This is a genomic window from Paenibacillus xylanexedens (genome assembly GCF_017874615.1).
Classification (GTDB): domain Bacteria; phylum Bacillota; class Bacilli; order Paenibacillales; family Paenibacillaceae; genus Paenibacillus; species Paenibacillus xylanexedens.
Window position 1 is genome coordinate 14,015 of sequence record NZ_JAGIKV010000005.1, and the last position, 20,524, is coordinate 34,538.

A 20,524-nucleotide genomic window follows, 5' to 3' on the forward strand; every position below is an offset into this window, starting at 1 on the left:
TCTTCATTTATCGCCTGCAAGTTGCGAATTTGTTAATCTTTCATAAAATAATCTTTACAAATTTTCGTTTTCACGAAAGAACGTTCGGCTTTAACCAGAATAAGCAAATTCTCATGCCAAAACTGTTCTCCAAAAACAAAAAAAATCCCGAACACAGCTTAAGGCTGCATCCGGAATGCTTTGGTTTTGTCCAATAACCGATCGGTTAATTGTCTCAGTTCTTCAGCCGAGGATGAAATCTCCTCCATGATGGCTGTCTCTTCGTGTGCGGCATCCATAATTCGTCTCGCCTCATCTGAGAACGATCCGGCTTTCCCCTGGATTTTCTTCACATGACCGTGCGTTTGCTCCACGCGACCGGTCTGTTCTGCAATCTTGGAGCCGATATCATGCGCACCCTTCATAAATACTTCCACTGTGCCTGTCAGTTCATGCAACGTCTGATCCACAGAGACGGTCCGCTCCGATTCATTAACCACGAGACCATGCTGCTCATGAGACAGTTGGGCTGTCTCCCTGATCCGCTCTTGCACACGACTAATCAGCTCATTAATACGGTGTACCGATTCCTTACTTTCGTCTGCCAGCTTGCGGATCTGCTGCGCCACGACTGCAAAACCAGAACCCTCTTCGCCAGCTCGTGCAGCCTCAATGGAAGCATTCAGGGCAAGTAACCCTGTTTCCTCTGCGATGTTTTTGACAGACTGGGTAATTACCTCGATATCGGAGGCTTCCTTCTCCAGCAACAACATAATATCGCGGGAACGATTGTGCGACTCGGCCAGCTCGTCCATCCCTTTCATCAACGATGAGAAAGTCTGTTTGGTATGATCCACCGATCGTTCCATCTGACCGGACATCTCTGTCATGTCCATGGACTGGCTATGCATACGTTGGAAATCGTTCAGCATCTCATCCGCAGTGATCAGAGATTGATGGGAAGTGACCTTCTGCTCTTCTACGCCTACTGCAATATGATCTACCGCATCTGACATCATCTCGATCTGTTCAGCGGCCTGGGTAATCGCTTCACTAAGAGACTGTGCGTTCTGTGAGGTCGTTCTTGTACTGTCAGCAATATCATTTACAATGCTTCGAAGGTTAGAAACCATTGCGCGAAAAGCATCATATAATACAGTAAGTTCATCCTGCGTGCGTCGCTGCGGAATTTCGGTTGTCAGATCCCCCGCTGACACTTGCTGTGCAGCCCGGGACAGGTGAACGATTGGACGAGTCAGCCAGCGTGAGGCAAACCATCCCAGAATCCCGTTCCAGCATACTCCCATGATCAGGATAATCGATATGTATACCCAATTCGGAATATCTAATGTAATCCAGTCTTTGACAAAAAATATAAAAAAGCCGCTAGTTCCGTAGGTAATAATCGAAATCAGTACCAAACCTGCGACAGTCTTTGCTCCTAAAGTCCATTTCATGTGCACACCCCGTAGTCCTTTTTTCCTATTTTACCAATCAAGTACCAAATTTCATGTGATATACATCACTGAAAACGTTCTATTCCCCCTCATACTTGCCGTTCATGCATGACTTCTCTACCATATAGCGCATAATGTATAAGACAAGCTTGGCCACCCCTCCCTTTCTTAAAAATTGAATAATATTCCATTTAATATCCCTAATTTTATTTATTATCGGCACAAGAGGCCAAATGATTTAGATTGGCATCCATTTTGCTTAAATGATATACTGAGTGCGCTTCAGCAACGCTGGAGCCGAACTATTTTTATTGATGCCACTGGAGGCGAACGAGATGTCTACTATGTCCACACGGACGGAGAAAGATTTTATCGGTGAAAAAGAAATCCCGGCTTATGCTTATTACGGAATTCAGACGGTACGGGCCGTGGAAAACTTCCCGATTACCGGCGTTCCGGTACACCGGGAGCTGATCACGGCTCTGGCTGCGGTGAAGAAGGCAGCAGCGATTACCAACATGGAGTTGAAGATGCTGCCGAGCAAGATTGGCGATGTGATCGTCATGGCAGCTGAAGAAATGATGAAAGGCCATCATCTGGATCATTTTATTGTAGACTCCATTCAGGGCGGTGCAGGCACCTCCATGAATATGAATATGAACGAAATTTTGGCCAACCGCGGGCTGGAACTGTTAACCAAAAGCAAGGGAGACTACTTCCATTGCAATCCCAATAATCATGTGAACATGTCCCAGTCCACCAATGACGTGGTACCTACAGCACTGCGCATTGCGGCGTACCGACTATCGGAGACGTTACTCGCTACCATGAAGAGACTACAGGATGCGTTCCGTAAAAAAGAAGTGGAATTTAACGATGTGGTCAAGGTTGGCCGTACCCATCTTCAGGATGCCGTACCTATTCGCCTTGGACAAGAATTCGGAGCTTATGCCCGTGTAATCGGACGGGATATTGAGCGTCTTGAATTCGCCAATCGCCGCTTGCTTACCATTAACATGGGTGCAACTGCGGTAGGTACAGGTCTCAATGCCAAACCCGAATATATCGTCAAGGTTACAGAGCACCTGTCTGATGTTACCGGACTTCCACTACAAACAGCTGAGGATCTCGTGGATGCAACGCAGAACACAGATGCCTATCTGGAACTTTCAGCGGCGCTGAAGGTATGTGCGGTTAGCCTTTCCAAAATTTGTAATGATATTCGCTTGATGGCTTCAGGCCCGCGTGCAGGATTCAATGAATTGCGCCTGCCACCGCGTCAGCCAGGTTCGTCCATTATGCCGGGCAAAGTCAACCCCGTTATGGCAGAAGTCATTAACCAGGTATCCTTCCAGGTGATGGGGAACGACCATACGATCTGTATGGCGTGTGAAGCCGGTCAATTCGAGCTGAATGTCATGGGCCCAGTTATTGCGTTCAACTTGCTGCAATCGCTGAAAATTATGAATAACGGCATCGATGTGTTCACGCGTTATGCAGTTGAAGAGATGGAAGCTAACCGTGAGCGCTGCGAATTAATCATGAAGCAAAGTTTCAGTGTGGTTACGGCGTTGAACCCACACTTAGGTTATAATGTGGCAGCTTCCATTGTGAAGGAAGCACTCAAGACTGGACTTTCCTTGCAAGAGATTATTCTCGAACGCGGATTGCTGACACCGGAAGAACTGGAAGAGATTCTTCATCCGGAACAGATGACTACACCAGGGATTGCCGGAGAACACTTCCTGCGTAATATGGAACGTTTGTAGGTAATCAGGAAAACTGGTTTAGCAACCCAAACTCAAATAATTAACAAGAACCCCCGCAGACCGTTTATCCGGTTTGCGGGGGTTCTTATATTCAGAGATGATAAGACGCCAGCTATTCGATTAAGCCCACCGTTTACGCTCAAGGGAAGGCAGAATTTGAAGTTCCTCCCTGTACTTGGCAACCGTTCTGCGGGAGATGACAATCCCCTCCTTGGCGAGCAGTGTGGCCAAATGATTATCCGAGTATGGACGCTGAGCCTGTTCCGTGCGAATGATTTCTTTTAATCTACGTTTCACTGCTGATGCTGATGTTTTATCCCCTGACGTTGTACTGATTCCCGAGGCAAAAAAAGCCCTGAGTTCATATACACCATGTGGGGTCTCAATGTATTTACCGTTCACCGCACGACTTACCGTTGATTCATGCATGCCAATCTTCTCTGCAATAACAGCCAGATTAAGTGGTTTTAGCGCGGATGGGCCTTTGACCAAAAAGTGCTTCTGCTCTTCCATCACTGCCGCCAGCACACGCACTAAAGTCCTGCGCCGCAAGTGTACACTCCGAATGATAGCCCTCGCCTCTGCCACACGGGTAGACCAGATTGTGTCCGGAGCCTCTTCCCTGATCCAGCGGAAGCACGCTTCATTCATCGATACCCGAGGGTTACCTGCTGCATGCAAACTATAATGGACCTCACCGTTACGCAACCCAACAATGGCATCCGGAATAATGTAATGTGGCCGTTCTGTACATCCGATGGATCGACAGGGCTTGGGGTCCAGACGTGTAATATAGTCATAGGCAGTCTGAGCTTCCCGTGAAGTCATGCCTAATCGTCTCCCTGTTCTACCTGGGTGAAAAGGAACCAGTGCTTCCAATCCCGCTTCCACCATCCACTCCGCATTCAGCGCTGCTGATGGATCACGTCTAATCTGGAGCAACAGACATTCTTGCAGATTCCGCGCCCCTACACCAGCAGGTTCCAGTGATTGGAGAAGCTCCAGTCCCGCTGCAATCTTGCTCATCGGAAGCCCAAGTGTTGCTTGCACCTCTGCCAGTTCAACCGTCAGATAACCATCATCATTAACGCACCCTGCCAAATATACGGCCATATTTTCCAATTCGTCTGGAATTGTCATCACTCGAATTTGCGCAATCAGCAATTGTTCCAGAGTAGGTTCGGCACCTTTGGCCTGAAGCAACGGATCATAGGAATCATACCTGCGCTGATCCATTCGCCGCGGAATCCGGGCGAGGAGCGCGGCTTGTTCTTCCAGTTCGAGTACTGGATTTTCCTCCGCCGCATCCAGCAAGTAACGGGTCAGATCCTGGCCAGACATGGTTAGCAATTGAAAGGATTGTTTCATCTCCGGCGTGATGGACAGCCGAATACGTTGTTCCTGTACCAACTGAACACCTAACATCCGTTTCCCTCCTTATGCGTTGCAGGGATAATAGCATAATATTCAAGTGAATGTAAGAAGTTTTTAGTTGGATCATGGGTTTCTGTCTAATATTTCTCCGATACCAGCTTCGCCTGTGTAAACAACAGCAGATAGTCTCTTCCACCTGCCTTGGAATCCGTGCCTGACATGTTAAATCCGCCAAATGGATGTGTGCCTACCAGTGCTCCGGTACATTTCCGGTTGAAATACAGATTACCCGCAAAGTATTCACGTCTTGCCTGTTCCAGATGTTCACGATTACGTGAGATCACCGCGCCGGTCAGACCATAATCTGTATTATTGGCGATATCCAAAGCATCCTGGAAAGATTCTGCTTTGATGAACGCAAGCACAGGTCCAAAAATCTCATCCTGAGCAATCCGGGCTTTGGGATCCACATCGGCAATTATAGTTGGTTCAATGAAATAACCTTCAACGTTCCCTGTACCGCCACCGTGCACAAGACGCCCCTCACCCTTGCCGATTTCAATATATTCCGTGATCTTTGCATATGCCTTGTCATCGATAACGGGCCCAACCTGACTGCCAACTTCAAGCGGACTACCCATCGTCAGTTTCTGTGTCCGTTCAATCACTTTTTGTAATACTTCATCATATACATCCTTATGAATAATGGCACGGGAACACGCCGAACATTTCTGTCCTGAGAAACCAAATGCCGAAGCGGTAATGGACTCTGCCGCGAGTTCCAGATCACTGTCACTGTCTACTACGATGGAATCCTTGCCGCCCATCTCTGCAATAACCCGTTTGATCCACTTCTGACCTGGAGCTGTACGTGCTGCACGTTCATTAATTCTCAGCCCTACATCTCTGGAACCGGTGAAACTGATAAACCGGGTGAGCGCATGATCCACGAGATAATCACCCACTTCACTGCCTGGTCCTGGTAAAAAGTTCACGACGCCATCCGGCAGGCCAACTTCTGCAAGCAGCTCCATAAACTTCGCGGCAATCACCGGAGTTGTACTGGCGGGTTTTAACACCACTGTGTTGCCGGATACCAGTGCAGCAGAGGTCATGCCTGCCATAATTGCCAGCGGGAAGTTCCAAGGTGGAATAACAACACCAACGCCCAACGGTATATAACTCAGTTCATTATCTTCTCCTGCAATCCGCACGAGGGGCTGCGGTTCACTCAGTCGCTGCATATCCCGTGCATAGTATTCCATAAAATCAATGGCTTCCGCTGTATCCGCATCCGCTTCAGGCCAAGTCTTGCCAGCTTCATAAACCATCCATGCGGAGAACTCATGCTTGCGACGGCGCATAATGGCAGCTGCTTTGTATAGATAACGAGCCCGTTCATTCGGGTCAGTATGTTTCCATGTGTGGAATGTCTGCGCCGCTGTCTGAATGGCCTTTTCGGCCAATTCCTGATCTGCCTGATGGATCGTTCCGACGACTTGATTCTTGGCTGCGGGATTCACGGAAGTTAACGTGCGGCTGCTTGTTATTTTTTTCCCACCAATAATAATCGGGTATTCCTGCCCAAGTTCAGCTTCTACCTGACGAAGTGCGTCTTCAAATGCTTCCTGGTTCGCCTGGACTGCAAAGGGTGTGAATGGTTCGTTAACAAAAGGGATATTCATCAATGATTCCTCCTTCAGGATGTGGGATTCGCTGGCTGCTCGCCTGAATTATTTTGCATGTTACTCATCACCAAATATATGTAGCAAAATCCGTGCCAACTCCGGTTGAGATTGAAATATTTTTCTCGTTAAATTCAACTACTGAAAATTCACACGGGCCACTCCGATTACAGAATAACCTTCCGATCGCTGTTATCCCCAGATTTTTTGATTCCTTTTTATAGAGGGAAAATCCGGGGATAAAGGCGAGCGCGATAATTTTCATGAAAAATAGTAGACCATCGTCAAATCTGGCACGTTTCTTGCTTGAATTAAGGATGCACAATGCTGAAGGAGGAAACGAAAATGAGTGTAGGAACGGAAATATATCGCAAAACCTTATTAACCGTGGCAGGCAACAAAGCTGTAGAGAACCTGTCCATTAGATATGGTAAGAAGCTGGCAGGCAAATTTATTGCAGGAAACACCTTGGAAGAAGCTCTCGAAGAGATCCACATACTCAATAATAAAGGCATTATGGCTACGCTCGACCATCTTGGAGAAGGCATCACCCGACTGAGCGAAGCGGCATTGTACAGGGATGAGTATGTACGACTGGTAGAAGGCATTGCACGTGAGAAAGCAGACTCCAACGTCTCGCTGAAACCGACACAAATGGGCCTCGCACTTGACCCGGAAGAGGGCTATCGAAATATCCGTACCGTTGCCGCACAAGCCAAATTGCATGATCTGTTTGTCCGAATTGATATGGAGGATAGTCCATTTACTCAAGCGACGCTGGATATTGTCCGAAGACTGCACTCGGAAGGACTGCATAATACAGGCACAGTATTGCAAGCCTACCTGCATCGCACCGAAGAAGATACACGTGATATGATTCGGGAAGGCATTCGACTTCGGCTGGTTAAAGGTGCTTACAAAGAACCCGGATCAGTCGCCTATCAGAATACTTCTGAAGTCATTCATCAATTCAAAACGATGATTCGTAATCACCTCGATCAGGGTGTGTACACTGCGGTTGCCTCGCATGATGATCACATCATTAACTGGACGAAACAATACGCCAAGGATCGGGGAATCTCGCCGGATGCCTTTGAATTCCAGATGTTATATGGTCTGCGCATGAGCGAACAGGAACGTCTCGCCAAAGAAGGTTATCGCATTCGCTGTTACGTACCTTATGGCACCATGTGGTATCCGTACTATACCCGCCGTTTGGCCGAAAAACCGGCTAATCTCTGGATGGTCGTTAAGAATATGTTCCGATAATTATTCTCCAGCTGGATCAATATATATGAAAAAATACAAAAGAAAACCATGTTGCCTCTTTTTTTCTGGGCACATGGTTTTTTCTATAGGAACACTTTACGAGAGCATCCAACTTTCCTTTTCTCCGGTTCTTCTCTTAATGTCTAAAAAATTAGCATCCCCAATTTTAAATGTCTATTTTTCTGGACACACTCATTTATTAATTAAAATTACAAGCTCATTACGGATTTATCCCTATACCCAATGGTCCGGAGTTTACGGTAATTGTGTCTGTAACGGTATTGCTATTTCCATCAATTACAGAGATATTGCCACCCGTATTGTTCGCAACGTAAACTCCATTGGTTAAAGGGTTCACGCCGACACCGGATGGTGCAGATCCCACCGGGATGGTAGTAACAACAGTATTGCCACTTCCGTCAATGACAGAAACAGTATTATCGTTGTTGTTTGACACATAGACAAGGTTAGTGTTTGAATTTACCCCCACTCCAAATGGCCCTGTTCCCACCGGAATAGTAGCTATAATGTTATCGGAAAATCCACTAATAACCGAGACGGTGTTATCACCGTTATTTACCACATAAATCCTGTTATCTGTTAAATTCACCGCTACTCCCAATGGCTGTGCGCCTACATTAACAGTATCTACAACGATATTGGTATCTCCATTAATGACAGAAACTGTGCCGTCCCCTACATTAGTAACATAGATGAAGTTTGTGATTGGATTAACCGCCACACCGAATGGTTCAGTGCCCACTGGAATGGTTGCAACAACCGTATTCGTATTTCCGTTAATGACGGAAACTGTATTGTCGCTAAAATTATTAACATAAATCAGGTTCGTGTTTAGATTCACAGCTATCCCCTCTGGCTGAACACCCACCGGAATGGTTGTGACAATAGTGTTGGTATTTCCGTCAATGACCGAAACCGTATCGTCCCCAAAATTAGTCACATAAATGAGGTTCGTGATTGAATTCACTGCTATAAATTGAGGCCCGCTGCCTACGGGGATCGTGGTCACAATGGCATTGGTATTTCCGTTAATCACACTGACATTATTACTTCCAGAATTAGCTACGTAAATTAGATTCACGGAAGTAGGTATGGTTACACCAGTTGCTCCAGTAACTCCAGTGCTTCCTGTGGCACCGGTACTTCCAGTAACACCCGTTGCTCCTGTTGCTCCAGTAATCCCGGTAGCTCCTGTCAGTCCTGTCGCCCCGGTTACCCCGGTACTTCCAGTAACGCCCGTGGCTCCTGTCGCTCCGGTAATCCCGGTAGCTCCTGTCAGTCCTGTCGCCCCGGTTACCCCGGTACTTCCAGTAACGCCCGTTGCTCCTGTTGCTCCGGTAATGCCGGTAGCTCCTGTCAGTCCTGTCGCTCCGGTTACTCCGGTACTTCCAGTAACGCCCGTGGCTCCTGTCGCTCCGGTTACCCCGGTACTTCCAGTAACGCCCGTGGCTCCTGTTGCTCCGGTAATGCCGGTAGCTCCTGTCAGTCCTGTCGCTCCGGTTACTCCGGTACTTCCAGTGACGCCCGTTGCTCCTGTTGCTCCGGTAATACCGGTAGCTCCTGTCAGTCCTGTCGCTCCTGTTACCCCCGTAATACCGGTAACTCCTGTCAGTCCTGTCGCCCCTGTTACCCCCGTATTTCCAGTAACGCCCGTCGCTCCTGTCGCACCAGTGGCTCCGGTAGCACCTGTTATACCAAATGATTCACCCAACAGCTCCTGCGATACCAAACGATGAGCCGTCACCAACTCACCTTCGGCATCTTTGCCCCACACAGAAATTTGTGCTTCTGGAGCAGCTGTGTCTGCAGTAGAAAATATAAACTCGAACGCATCAAAATTAGCCACAAAGTCTTTGGTTACGACCTGATTAGGCAATACATTAAATAACTCTTCAACATATAACGTCCGAACTCCATCTAAGAAGTACCCTGACAGAAGTACACTATACACATCAGTCAAATTCCGGTTATCAATCTTAACAGTAATAAATTGAGTGGGGCGGGTGCCTGTTACACCTGAAATATTATTTTCAATAGGCCCAGTTGATAATATGGCCATTCAGTAACCCCCTTTGTAATTTGACTTTAAATCCTTCCATCGTGTAGCTCGATTCCCATTCTTCTTCAAAGCTCAAGCTTGAGTTAGCTGCTCAATTGTTGAATAAGAATAGAGGCATTGGCATTGATCTGTGTTCCGCCTGCCAGAGTTTGCAGATCAACTGCTGATGCACTGGAATGATTCCGTAATGTCAACACATCACCGGGAGCAGCGGTAATAATGACCATGCCTGGATTCGGTTGAGTGCCAGCTCCTGAACCATATACACTGCCACCTACAGGGGCTCCGTTTTGATAAAGGGTGAATTGGTTTGCCTGCACACCTGCAACGATAAAGAACACCGCATAGTCCCCAGCATTACCAATAATAATCGCAGCGGTATTGGGCGTGTGAGTAATATTATTGAGATTTTGGTTGCTATCAAAGGTTATGTCTGTTTCGGTAGCTACAGTCTGGGCTGAAGTATTAAAAATATAGGCGTACGAGGACAACCCTTGCCCTGCTGTACCGGTTGCTCCAGTGGACCCTGTCACACCCGTAGTTCCCGTAACCCCCGTTGCTCCTGTTACTCCCGTAATGCCCGTGGCTCCTGTCACTCCGGTAACTCCAGTGCTTCCTGTTACTCCCGTAACGCCAGTGGCTCCTGTCACGCCAGTAGCTCCGGTGCTTCCCGTTGCTCCCGTAACGCCCGTGGCTCCTGTTATGCCAGTAGCTCCGGTGCTTCCCGTTGCTCCCGTAACGCCCGTGGCTCCTGTTACGCCAGTAGCTCCGGTGACACCTGTTACTCCCGTAACGCCCGTGGCTCCTGTTACGCCAGTAGCTCCGGTGCTTCCCGTTGCTCCCGTAATGCCCGTCGCTCCTGTCACTCCGGTGGCCCCGGTGCTTCCCGTTACTCCCGTAACGCCCGTGGCTCCTGTTATTCCGGTAGCTCCGGTACCTCCCGTTACTCCTGTAACCCCGGTGACACCTGTTACTCCAGTAGCCCCGGTGCTTCCCGTTACTCCAGAAATGCCCGTGGCACCTGTCACTCCAGTAGCCCCGGTGCCCCCTGTCACACCTGTAACTCCCGTGACGCCTGTTGCCCCAGTGACTCCTGTGGCTCCTGTGACGCCTGTTGTGCTCAGCGTTTCTCCCAATAACTCTTGGGATACCAATCGGTGAGCCGCGACTAATTCGCCTGCGGCACCTTTGCCCCATACGGATATTTGTGCTTCTGGAGCAGCCGTGTCTGAAGTTGAAAATACAAACTCAAAAGCATCAAAATTCCCATTATAAACTTTGGTTATGACCTGATTAGGTGATACATTGAGCAGTTCTTCTACATATAATGTTCTGACTCCATTAAGGTAATAGCCCCGAAGAAGCACGGTGAACATTTCTGTCGCATTCCGGTTATCGATTTTGACCGTAACGGATTGAGTTGGTCGAATCCCCGTTATTCCTGAAATTTTATTCTCAATGGGCCCAGTTGATAGAATGGCCATTTCATCACCCTCCTTTGGTTCTTCTTCATGCGGATGGCCTTCATATAGCATTATTCAGAAGTTTCATAATGGTGTGGACAATTCATGTTCTATACGAATAATCACTTCAACTGCCCGTGTAACATATTGAGAAATAACAGTTCTATCAGATAACCTGAATGTCATTTATAATAACTCAACCCTCACTTTAAATTACTGAAGGGCCCATACAAATTAGCATTAATTCCTTAAAATAATAGTAAAAGGAAATAAAAGAAATGAAAATTCAACATTGATCTCTTCTGTGCCGACAACATGTATGCTTCATGTCAAAAAATATATACACACCTCATTTGGAAAGTTATAATATGGGTAACCATCATTCTCCAGTCATTTCATATGTAGATCACTTGTAAGTAACTCGTGTGAAAGAAGTCGTTTCTAAAAGTTATGTTCTAACTGAGGTGATATCGATGAAACATTTACTTCCAGAATTAATGTCTTTATTACGTACGGATATGGATATTCTGGATACAGACCTCCCCACACTTACCATTCCGTCCTCAACATCGTTGGTAGATGCCTTCTGCTTATTCAACACATCTTCTTATTTATTCATTCAGGATGATGGCCCCCTATTGGGATATATCGCCGTATCCGATGTTTTGCATGCCATGATGCATGCGCATCGCCTAATAGAAGCTTATTTTGAGACCACACTGGAGACAGCGGGTTCAGCTCTGACATTAATTAATGAAGATGCCAAGGTGGCCTACTGGACAACTGGCGCGGAGCATGTTTTTTCGATCAGCAAAAAAGACATCATCGGACAACCCGCAGCGGACTTTTTCCCTCCAGATCGGCTACAGTCTCTCAAAACGTTGTATACCGGCGAAACGGTCTATCGCAAACAGCATCAGCCACGGCCCGACCTGTTCGCCCTGATTAATGCTCGTCCTGTCCAACTGGATGGACATATTGTGGGTGCAGTTGCTGCCGAAGTGGATATAACAACCGAAATCCGATTACATCAGGAACTATTACATATGACCTCCAAAGTCCAGCACCTGGAGAAAGCCGTTGCTCGCCTACGTCCCGAATTAGATCCATTTGCCAGAATCAAGGGCAGCAGCCCGGTCATCAAGCAGTGCATGGAGACCATTCGCAAGATCAGTACCACCTCAGCAACCGTACTTATTCTCGGGGAGAGCGGCACAGGCAAGGAGTTATTCGCCAAAGCCATTCATGATCTCCGTGAATTGCAGACTGCACCGTTCATCGCTATTAACTGCGGGGCAATCCCTGCTTCCTTGTTTGAAAGTGAGTTATTCGGCTACGAAAAAGGCGCCTTCTCCGGAGCGGATCCCAAAGGCAAAAAGGGCAAGATCGAGCTTGCCGAAGGGGGTACTCTTTTTCTGGATGAGATCGGTGAGATGCCATTGGAATTGCAAGTGAAACTGCTTCGGGTGTTGCAGGAGAAGAGTTACTTTCCTGTGGGGGGAACACGTATGAATCAGGCCAACTGCCGAATTATCGCAGCAACCAACCAAAATCTAATGAGTATGATTGCCCGCAATCAATTCCGAGAAGATCTCTACTATCGGCTGAATGTCATTAACCTTGTCATCCCTCCTCTGCGTATGCGCAAGGAAGATATATATGAATTAACCCAGACGTTCCTTCAAGAATTCTCATTGCTCTATAACCGTCATATTGAGTTGGTTCCACCTGAAGTGTTCAAGTTGCTGTTCCAATATGATTGGCCAGGCAATGTGCGTGAATTACGAAATGTGATCGAACGCCTGACCATTCTGACGACAGATGGTGAGGTGAAGCAGGAATATCTGCCCGATACCCTCACTTCCCTCACCATGCAAGAACAGTCCGAAATTCAACTGACATCCGGAATCCATTCACATGAGAGCAACGAATATCAGCAACGTCAGGATTCGGCGGGAGCAGGAGCAGAACAAGAACCTCGAACGGTTGCAAATGTGGACGAACTAGATACCTCGGATGATTCCGAACTTGTCTCCGGTGTTACCTACCAGCAAAAATTGGACACCTATGAGGCGCAACTTCTAATTCAATATCTGAAAGCAGCAGGTGGTAACAAACGAACACTCGCCAAGCATCTTGGCATCTCCAGGGCAACGCTCTATAATCGCATGAAGAGGCTTGGTCTATGACCAGCCTCTTCTTGTCGTTATTATCGGTATATGAATGAATCTAACCCTACAAAATCCGCGCCAAGCGAGTCAGCGCTGTTCTGAGATGGCGATAAAATGTCGCCCGACTCATGGAACACGTCTGGGCTGCGGCAGTTGGATTGCCAGCATGCGTCCAGTAGGCCGCGTATAACAGCATCTGATCCTGTGGAGATAGGCCATGTACTCTGCCTTCCAACAGATCCATGACATACAGCTGTAACTGGATTCCATCCCTTACTCCTCTAACCCTGCCAGCATATTCATGCAATTCTCCCGGGGAACGAAGATTCCCCAACATCTTGCGAACATCCTGTTCAGTCCAGATTACACCATCCACTTCCGTTGTTTCCGGCTGTATCCGATCCTCTGTTGATTCCGGATCAAGCAGAGACATGACCCACTCTCCGAATTGCCCACTACGCAAATCCAAATCAAGTATATCCGCCTGGTCCTCGAATCTATCACAGACACGGGTGCGGGTTCTTCGCATCTGGAATCCAATGCTCTGCAAAAACAGTTTCAGGTGAGGATTCGTTGCAACGAGCATCGCTCGCGCACCATCACCAAGCAGAGACAGTCGATCCAGTGCCATGTATCCCACCAGTTCTTCTCGTGTATAACCAGGCACGTCATCTCTTGCCGCAGCCAACAAAGCAAAGTGAGTATCACTCTGATCCGGGTCATTTTCAAGTTCCTGTGGTGTAAAGCATTCATACATTTCATTTGGAAAATATTTTAGTAACAACTCACTACTCTCCCTATGTACAAGGATGGTAATGAACATGGCGATTGTCTCCCCAAGCTTGTCACGCATTAATACAATTCCTTCGGGATAACGATGTGCCAGTTCATCCAGAAAGGGGCCATAGGATACCGCCTGCCATGGTTCCACGCTGTACTCGCACCATTGCTGTAACAGGCTGTGCAGAACGGGCAGATCCTCGCTTCTCATCGTTTCGAGAGGTGAGAACAAGGAATCACGGGACACATCCGCGTACTTGCGGTATTGAAGCATAGATTCCTGACACAGCAACAGCATCTTCCGGGCGATCTGGCGACGCTCATGTGGACCCGCCTGTTCATGCAGCGGTTTCAGCAACTTCACGATCTTGATACGCATGGTCTGCAACCGATGAGGCTCACGCTGGCGAAAATCTCGTAGTAGATGCACTCTGGCCATATCATGCAAGGCAAGACCATCCGGGCCGGAACGGATAAACGACATCTGTCTCAGCATGTGGTACTCTTCTTTTGTCACGGTCATATCCAGTACTGATGATAATAATTCCTGATTGGCTGTCTCAAGCAGTGTGAGTACCTCCACTACAGGATGCAGACGAGGTGTCGTAAGTTCCAATAATAATCGAGCACTGATCATATGAGACAGTTCAGCCCATTCGGACTGTGGGAGATTCCTCCTCTGATCTGCAGCTTCTACAGCAAGCGCCAGCCCCAGCGGATGTCCATCGGTCATTCTCGTAATGGTACCTGCCATCCCCTGATTCAGAAAGCCTGCCACCGTGATATATTCCGTAATCTCATCAACTGTGAAATGTTGAAGCTGCATCTGTATAAACCTCTGATGTAATCGGGGATGTGTCCGCCAGGTGGACGCCAGTTCCGGGCGTGATGCAAGAATGACAAGTATCCCTCTTAACGGAAGTTTGGATACAAAGACTTCCATGAACCAGCTTTCTAACAGAGCAAGCTCTTCATAATTATCCACGGCCAGGACCATTCTCTTCTCGATCGATGTGTCTCTCAGCAGACTCAATGGTCGCGGGTATGCTTCACTATCCATTGTTTCCAAGCCTAATGTAGAGGACAAATAATCCATAAAAACGGAAGGAGTCGCCCCACATGATCGACCATCCATCCAGATTGCCCTCGCACCTCGATCCCGAGAGACAGATAACATCTCTGAAAGCAAGGAAGATTTACCAATGCCTCCCATGCCCGTAATTGAAAATATGGTTAATGGGGCTTCCGGATGATTGAACCACCGCTCCAGTGTCGTCAGTTCCTTGGTTCGACCAATGAACCGTTTGCCATCCTCAACATATTTGTCGTATTGAGCCTCACTACTGTTTCCCATATATGTCCTCCGTACTAGATACTGGTACTTTTAATATACTTTATTTTCTCACAAAATTGAGACTATATTGAGACGCGCAATTGCATGTGAAGTGATAGAATCTTGTTGAAAGCCAATTTATAGAAAATATTCAAACCAGCGGACATGGAAACGTCTAACACGGTATATAGACAACTCCACGCTTTTTCTTAACTTAATGAATCATTCCGCCGATCAAGCACAGCCAACATGCATATGAGCATTTACTGATCTCGAATTCATGCTTCCCTTTCATACCCTACTACCAGCCGATATTCCAGGAAAGGCGGATTTGTGTGAGAATAAACCTCGATATCTGTAATCTGAGCGGACAACTTGGAATCAATCCCAAACGACTTAATGAATGGCTGCACCAAAGTGGCATTTCAATGGAGGACAATGAAGCAGAACAGGAAGGACGTCACGACCGGTCGTCACCCCCGTATCGGCTGGCTGCTCCTTCTTCATTATCACTGGCACCTTCCTCCGGTCAAACGAAGCTTTATCGGGGCCGACGCTCCACTTCCACTCTGCAACGCCTGCCTGTTTCATTACGACATACCCGGCGGATTAGTAAAAACTGCTAGACTGTGCTCAAGGTAGTGTAAGATCGATGCACAGTCTGTGTTGCATCCCTTTCACCTCATCAAGAGGATTGCCACTGTCCATTCTCAATCATCGCGTGCGCGAGCAGCGCCATCTCCAGACAGATTCTTCTCCCTTGATCCATGTAACCTGGACCCATCAGTTCTTCCAGCTTCTCCAGTCTGTTGTACAACGTTTGCCGATGAATAAATAACTGAGCGGCCGCATCCCGTTTGGAACCAAAATTCTGCAGGTAAGCATCCAACGTCTCTACCAATCGCAGGTGATGCGTTTGGTCATGTGCAATCAACATACCCAAGTGATCCTGGACAAAGGGTTGCAGGAAGGAGTGGGGTAATGCCTTTAACATTTGATATATACCCATACGTTCGTAAAAGTGAACATGTTCCATCGAATCTACCGATCTCGAAACTTCGATCACCTGATAGGCCTCCTGAAGGCTCTCCGGCAGGCTGGTCAAACGGCTGCGTAACTTGCCAAATCCCACATGAATCATAACCTGTTTCAAGTTACGACTGGCAAACCGTTTCACGTCCTGGGCAATCCCTTCCAGCAATCGCAGCAGTTGATGACGTGCAGCGGCCGTTACCGCTTCCTTCGCACAGCACAGATATACCTGGTTGTTCTTCAGCATAATCAGGCTAGGCAGATTGTTCTTCTTGAGCAGGGAACGCAGCAGGACAAGAACATCCTGATGATTCGCTTCCATTCGCTCCCGGCCTGTACCCTTCAATCGATGCTCAATCTCGATGACTCCTCCTGCAAACCAGTACTGTCCCTTCACCAGCAAACGAAGCCCCATTCGAGTCTGAGCCTGTTCCTCCTGATGGATGTTGCCATTCATCAGATCCTGGATCAGTTCATTCTGATTGCGGACCATCTTCTCTTCAAGAAACTGGGAACGAAGCGTGAGCGCTGCCGCCGCCTTCGCCGTATAATCGAGCAACAGCTTGAGATATTCCACTGGAGCAGCGGGATGCACAATCATGCCCACAGCCGAAAATACCTGGCCAAAACAGACGACCGGATGACACAGCAGAGCCTTCTCTTCGTCCATGTGGAACCATAATTCGGTATCTGAATCATTCAAATCCAGATGTTCTACCTCTTGCTCATACCAGGTATAGATGGCCTGTTCCATCTCCGGAACAAGTTCGGGCACAAAACTGCCCGGCTCCATGGACGAAATGTACACCACCGGTTTGGCAGCGTACTCATGCAGCAGGTTCAGCACAGCAGACATATCTGTACTCTGTAATGTTCGTTGCTGAAGCTGACGGGAGTATGCTTCGAGACTTTTCAGCAGTTGGTGTTGATGATTAATGAGCAGAGAGTGAATATCCTGTGTGATCTCGACAAAACGGACCGGTTGCTCAAATACGATCAGCGGAAACTGGTGTCTGTCCGCCAGTTCAATCAGTTCTTCCGGGATTCCGTATATGCTGGTACCAAACTCCACACATAACCCCGCTGCCTCACTGCCAATGAGCTGAAGCAGATACTCTTCGCGCCCTTCTTCCGATTGAAGCCACAGTCCAGTGGATAAAATAAGATCATGGGGGCTTACGAATGGAGATACATTGGTAATCTCCAATACATGAACCCAGCCAACCTGACGGTTCACTCCATCCTTCCCTGCCGCTAGTCGCGCTCGGGCAAATACCGGACGTGCAAGGATATCTTTGATCGTAAACACGCGGTCATTTCGCAATGGCGATCCCTCTTTGTGTTATTTTTTCTTACATTATAATCCATGGACAAATGTCCTGAACAGTCTTTTTCGACAATATGTTGAGTTCAATTCCTAAAGATTAGACATCAAGTAAGGTGCAAAACGATTATCCAAGTCATAAACTTGTAGTATAAGCTAACAACCAATAAATGGACGAGGTGCATGGTGATGAGAATCGGAATTCCCAAAGAAATCAAGAATAATGAGAATCGTGTAGCAATGACTCCGGCCGGGGCTGCTGATTTCATAAGAGCCGGTCACCAGGTACTGATTGAACAAGGCGCGGGGATCGGCAGTGGATTCACGGATCATGAATATCAAACTGCGGGCGCCGAGATTCGGATGGATGCCAAGTCCGTGTGGACCGAAGCCGATATGATCATCAAGGTGAAAGAACCGCTTGCCAGTGAATATGGATATTTTCGTCCGGGACTGATTCTGTTCACATACCTGCACCTCGCAGCGGAACCGGAGCTTGCCAAAGCGCTTATTAAAAGTCGGGTAACGGCTATTGCGTATGAGACGTTGGAGGTCAACAGCGCTCTCCCCCTGCTAACCCCTATGAGTGAAGTTGCAGGCCGCATGGCCTCCCAGATCGGAGCACAGTTATTGGAGAAGACGGAAGGTGGCAAGGGCATTCTGTTGTCCGGTGTACCCGGCGTCAGTCGGGGGAAAGTGGTCATTATTGGTGGCGGAACGGTGGGAACAAATGCAGCCAAAATTGCTATTGGTCTTGGCGCCGATGTGACCATCCTTGACCTGAATCTGAATCGTCTGCGCCAGTTGGATGATATCTTTGGCAATCAGATCCACACGTTGGTATCCAGCCCGTCCAACATTGCAACAGCTGTTGCGGCGGCAGATCTGTTGATCTGTGCGGTGCTGATTCCGGGCGCCAAGGCGCCAACGCTTGTCAGCGAGCAGGTGGTGAAGACGATGGCACCGGGTTCGGTCATTGTGGATGTGGCGATTGATCAGGGCGGGATCGTTGAGACCATTGATCATATCACAACCCACGATGAACCTACCTATGTGAAACATGGTGTCGTGCACTACGCGGTGGCGAACATGCCGGGCGCCGTACCGCGTACGTCCACGGTGGCGCTGACCAACGCCACCATGCCTTATGCGCTGCAGCTGGCTAACCACGGTGCAGCCGCCGCGATTCGCGGCAGTTCGTCCATTCGCAGCGCGGTTAACGTGCTGAATGGACATATCACGTATGAGGCGGTTGCCCGGGATCTCGGGCATGCCTATGTTCCTGCGGGTCAGGCGCTGGAGAATACCGCCGCTGTCCAGTAATCTTGATATGATCGTTCCACCCGGCGCCTTGTCGCCAGGCCTGTGGAACGCAATAGAAGCGCACGTCGGGCAGAAGATGTTCCCGGCTTGCGCTTCTTGTTTTTTTTCACATATTGGATAGCTCGTTTAGTTGGTATAAGGCCTTTTGGTTCCTCCGGTTTTGGCGCTTCAAACTGCTCGCTCACTGCAAACTTCGCGGAAGTTGCAATCCCGGCAGGACCGGTGGGAAGGCATTGCCGTGAAGTAGGTGACGTCCTTTGGACGGTTATAGTACTCATCCTCAACACAGGATCGCATCTCCTCGATGTAACGACCCACGTTCTCCTCCACCTTCCGGATATCCTCTTCTGTCGCTGTAAACTCTCGGTGCTTCCCGGTTAACAGGTACTCCACTCGCAGCTCAATCTGCTCCAAGGGAACCCGGTAGTGCTCTCTCACATAGGATGCGTACAACATTAGCTGATCCGAAAAGTCATCTTCCTTGCCCGTCTTCCAGTCCACAATGACAATATTGCCGTTACTGCGCCGATACAATAAGTCCATCTTCACATACACACGCGTATCGTGCAGCATCATGGTATCCCATTTCTCGATCTCCAGAATGTCCGTACTTGCCCGGGACAAGTCCTCCCACGTAAGCGTCTGGTACAGGTTACCGACACAGGCTGAAGCCCGTTCCTTAATCGTGGCGATCCGGTCATTCAACGTGTCATCCCCGTAATAGATCTCGGACAACATCGTGCGATTCTTGGGGTTCAGCCGCCACTGATCCGTGTCCATTGATTCCACATACGCCTGATTCAGCAACTTGCGTATCGTCTGTTCCAGGAAGTGTTCACGCGGTTTATCTTTGCCCTCTTCCCTGCTGCGTACCGCCGACTCACACATCCGATGCGCGAGATCCCCGAAGACAAGATACAGATTGCTGAGCTGCTTCAGACGGTACAGACGAACCTGCATCTCATCAGCAGAGTCTGTCTTCCAGCCGTTATGGGCACCGTAATAATGATAATAATATTTGCGCAGGCACTCATCGAACATACTCGCCCGCGACTGCGAATAAGACCACTGCGGGTATTGTGCCATAAGTAATCTGCCTTTCTGTATGCCGGATCTGCATAAGATCCCTTAATGCTCACAGTATAAAGCCCGGGCAACCTTGCCGCAAGCGCGCTTCCGTTATTTTCTTCTAACGCAACCGTTTCCGATTCGATCCGTATCGTTTATATAGTAACATCACCAAAAGATGAAATTGCGGAGCAGAACGCATAATATACTCTATAGAGGGCAGCGAATCCAAGACCGGGATGTTAGTACGGGTCTAGCCTGGAGCCAGTGCGGGGCCAGTGCGGGCCCGGCGCTAACGAATCTCACACACCTTATCACGTGGATCATGAGGTTTTACGGAATCTAACGAACCCCAGACAAGCTAATTAGTCGTATTTCGGTTGTAGAACGTGTTTATTGCAAGCAAATGAGTCAATA

The 20,524-nt window shown here is 48.3% G+C and carries 13 protein-coding genes; 5 read left to right on the top strand and 8 right to left on the bottom strand.

Translation table 11 applies throughout. The features are described 5' to 3' along the window. Nucleotides 1–158: 158 nt before the first annotated feature. Nucleotides 159–1,436, bottom strand: coding sequence for a methyl-accepting chemotaxis protein (locus J2Z28_RS07875; RefSeq protein ID WP_036612082.1), 1,278 nt, complete (start codon nucleotides 1,434–1,436; stop codon nucleotides 159–161). A gap of 335 nt (nucleotides 1,437–1,771) precedes the next feature. Here J2Z28_RS07875 and J2Z28_RS07880 point away from each other — a divergent pair, with 335 nt between their 5' ends. Beyond that, the gene (locus tag J2Z28_RS07880; protein WP_036672373.1) at nucleotides 1,772–3,205 is read left to right on the top strand and encodes an aspartate ammonia-lyase; all 1,434 of its coding nucleotides are present in this window, start codon (nucleotides 1,772–1,774) and stop codon (nucleotides 3,203–3,205) included. A 120-nt stretch (nucleotides 3,206–3,325) separates the two neighbouring features. On the opposite strand, the gene rpoN is transcribed toward J2Z28_RS07880, so the two are convergent. Together rpoN and pruA are read right to left on the bottom strand one after the other, a co-directional pair. Beyond that, nucleotides 3,326–4,630, bottom strand: coding sequence for an RNA polymerase factor sigma-54 (gene rpoN, locus J2Z28_RS07885; protein ID WP_211081833.1), 1,305 nt, complete (start codon nucleotides 4,628–4,630; stop codon nucleotides 3,326–3,328). Nucleotides 4,631–4,716: 86 nt separating this feature from the next. Continuing rightward, the gene (pruA, locus tag J2Z28_RS07890) at nucleotides 4,717–6,264 is read right to left on the bottom strand and encodes an L-glutamate gamma-semialdehyde dehydrogenase (RefSeq protein ID WP_211081834.1); all 1,548 of its coding nucleotides are present in this window, start codon (nucleotides 6,262–6,264) and stop codon (nucleotides 4,717–4,719) included. A 345-nt stretch (nucleotides 6,265–6,609) separates the two neighbouring features. Between pruA and J2Z28_RS07895 the strand changes: the two genes are divergently transcribed. Then, the gene (locus J2Z28_RS07895; RefSeq protein ID WP_211081835.1) at nucleotides 6,610–7,533 is read left to right on the top strand and encodes a proline dehydrogenase family protein; all 924 of its coding nucleotides are present in this window, start codon (nucleotides 6,610–6,612) and stop codon (nucleotides 7,531–7,533) included. Nucleotides 7,534–7,753: 220 nt separating this feature from the next. On the opposite strand, the gene J2Z28_RS07900 is transcribed toward J2Z28_RS07895, so the two are convergent. Then, nucleotides 7,754–9,613: a YVTN family beta-propeller repeat-containing protein gene (locus J2Z28_RS07900; RefSeq protein WP_244988176.1), complete on the bottom strand. Its 1,860-nt coding sequence runs from the start codon at nucleotides 9,611–9,613 to the stop codon at nucleotides 7,754–7,756. 83 nt (nucleotides 9,614–9,696) lie between these two features. Continuing rightward, complete coding sequence (locus J2Z28_RS07905; protein ID WP_211081836.1) at nucleotides 9,697–11,097, bottom strand: collagen-like protein; 1,401 nt, start codon at nucleotides 11,095–11,097, stop codon at nucleotides 9,697–9,699. 452 nt (nucleotides 11,098–11,549) lie between these two features. On the opposite strand from J2Z28_RS07905, the gene J2Z28_RS07910 reads away from it, so the two are divergent. Continuing rightward, nucleotides 11,550–13,265 (top strand): sigma-54 interaction domain-containing protein, encoded by a 1,716-nt coding sequence (locus tag J2Z28_RS07910; RefSeq protein WP_211081837.1) that lies wholly within the window; start codon nucleotides 11,550–11,552, stop codon nucleotides 13,263–13,265. Between the two features lie 46 nt (nucleotides 13,266–13,311). Here the strand turns inward: J2Z28_RS07910 and J2Z28_RS07915 are convergent, their stop codons facing one another. Continuing rightward, nucleotides 13,312–15,381, bottom strand: a complete 2,070-nt coding sequence (locus J2Z28_RS07915) for an nSTAND1 domain-containing NTPase (protein ID WP_211081838.1) — start codon at nucleotides 15,379–15,381, stop codon at nucleotides 13,312–13,314. 314 nt (nucleotides 15,382–15,695) lie between these two features. Here J2Z28_RS07915 and J2Z28_RS07920 point away from each other — a divergent pair, with 314 nt between their 5' ends. Beyond that, complete coding sequence (locus tag J2Z28_RS07920) at nucleotides 15,696–15,986, top strand: hypothetical protein (protein ID WP_211081839.1); 291 nt, start codon at nucleotides 15,696–15,698, stop codon at nucleotides 15,984–15,986. 59 nt (nucleotides 15,987–16,045) lie between these two features. Here J2Z28_RS07920 and J2Z28_RS07925 read toward each other — a convergent pair whose 3' ends face one another. Beyond that, nucleotides 16,046–17,716 carry a PucR family transcriptional regulator gene (locus tag J2Z28_RS07925; protein ID WP_211081840.1) on the bottom strand — a complete coding sequence of 557 codons (1,671 nt, stop codon included), beginning with the start codon at nucleotides 17,714–17,716 and terminating at the stop codon, nucleotides 16,046–16,048. Nucleotides 17,717–17,905: 189 nt separating this feature from the next. Between J2Z28_RS07925 and ald the strand changes: the two genes are divergently transcribed. Continuing rightward, a complete protein-coding gene (gene ald / locus J2Z28_RS07930) occupies nucleotides 17,906–19,039 on the top strand; it encodes an alanine dehydrogenase (RefSeq protein ID WP_211081841.1) in 1,134 nt (377 codons plus the stop codon). A gap of 168 nt (nucleotides 19,040–19,207) precedes the next feature. Here ald and J2Z28_RS07935 read toward each other — a convergent pair whose 3' ends face one another. Beyond that, on the bottom strand, nucleotides 19,208–20,125 hold the full coding sequence (locus J2Z28_RS07935; protein ID WP_076251295.1) for a PD-(D/E)XK nuclease family protein: 918 nt from the start codon (nucleotides 20,123–20,125) through the stop codon (nucleotides 19,208–19,210). Nucleotides 20,126–20,524 lie beyond the last annotated feature (399 nt).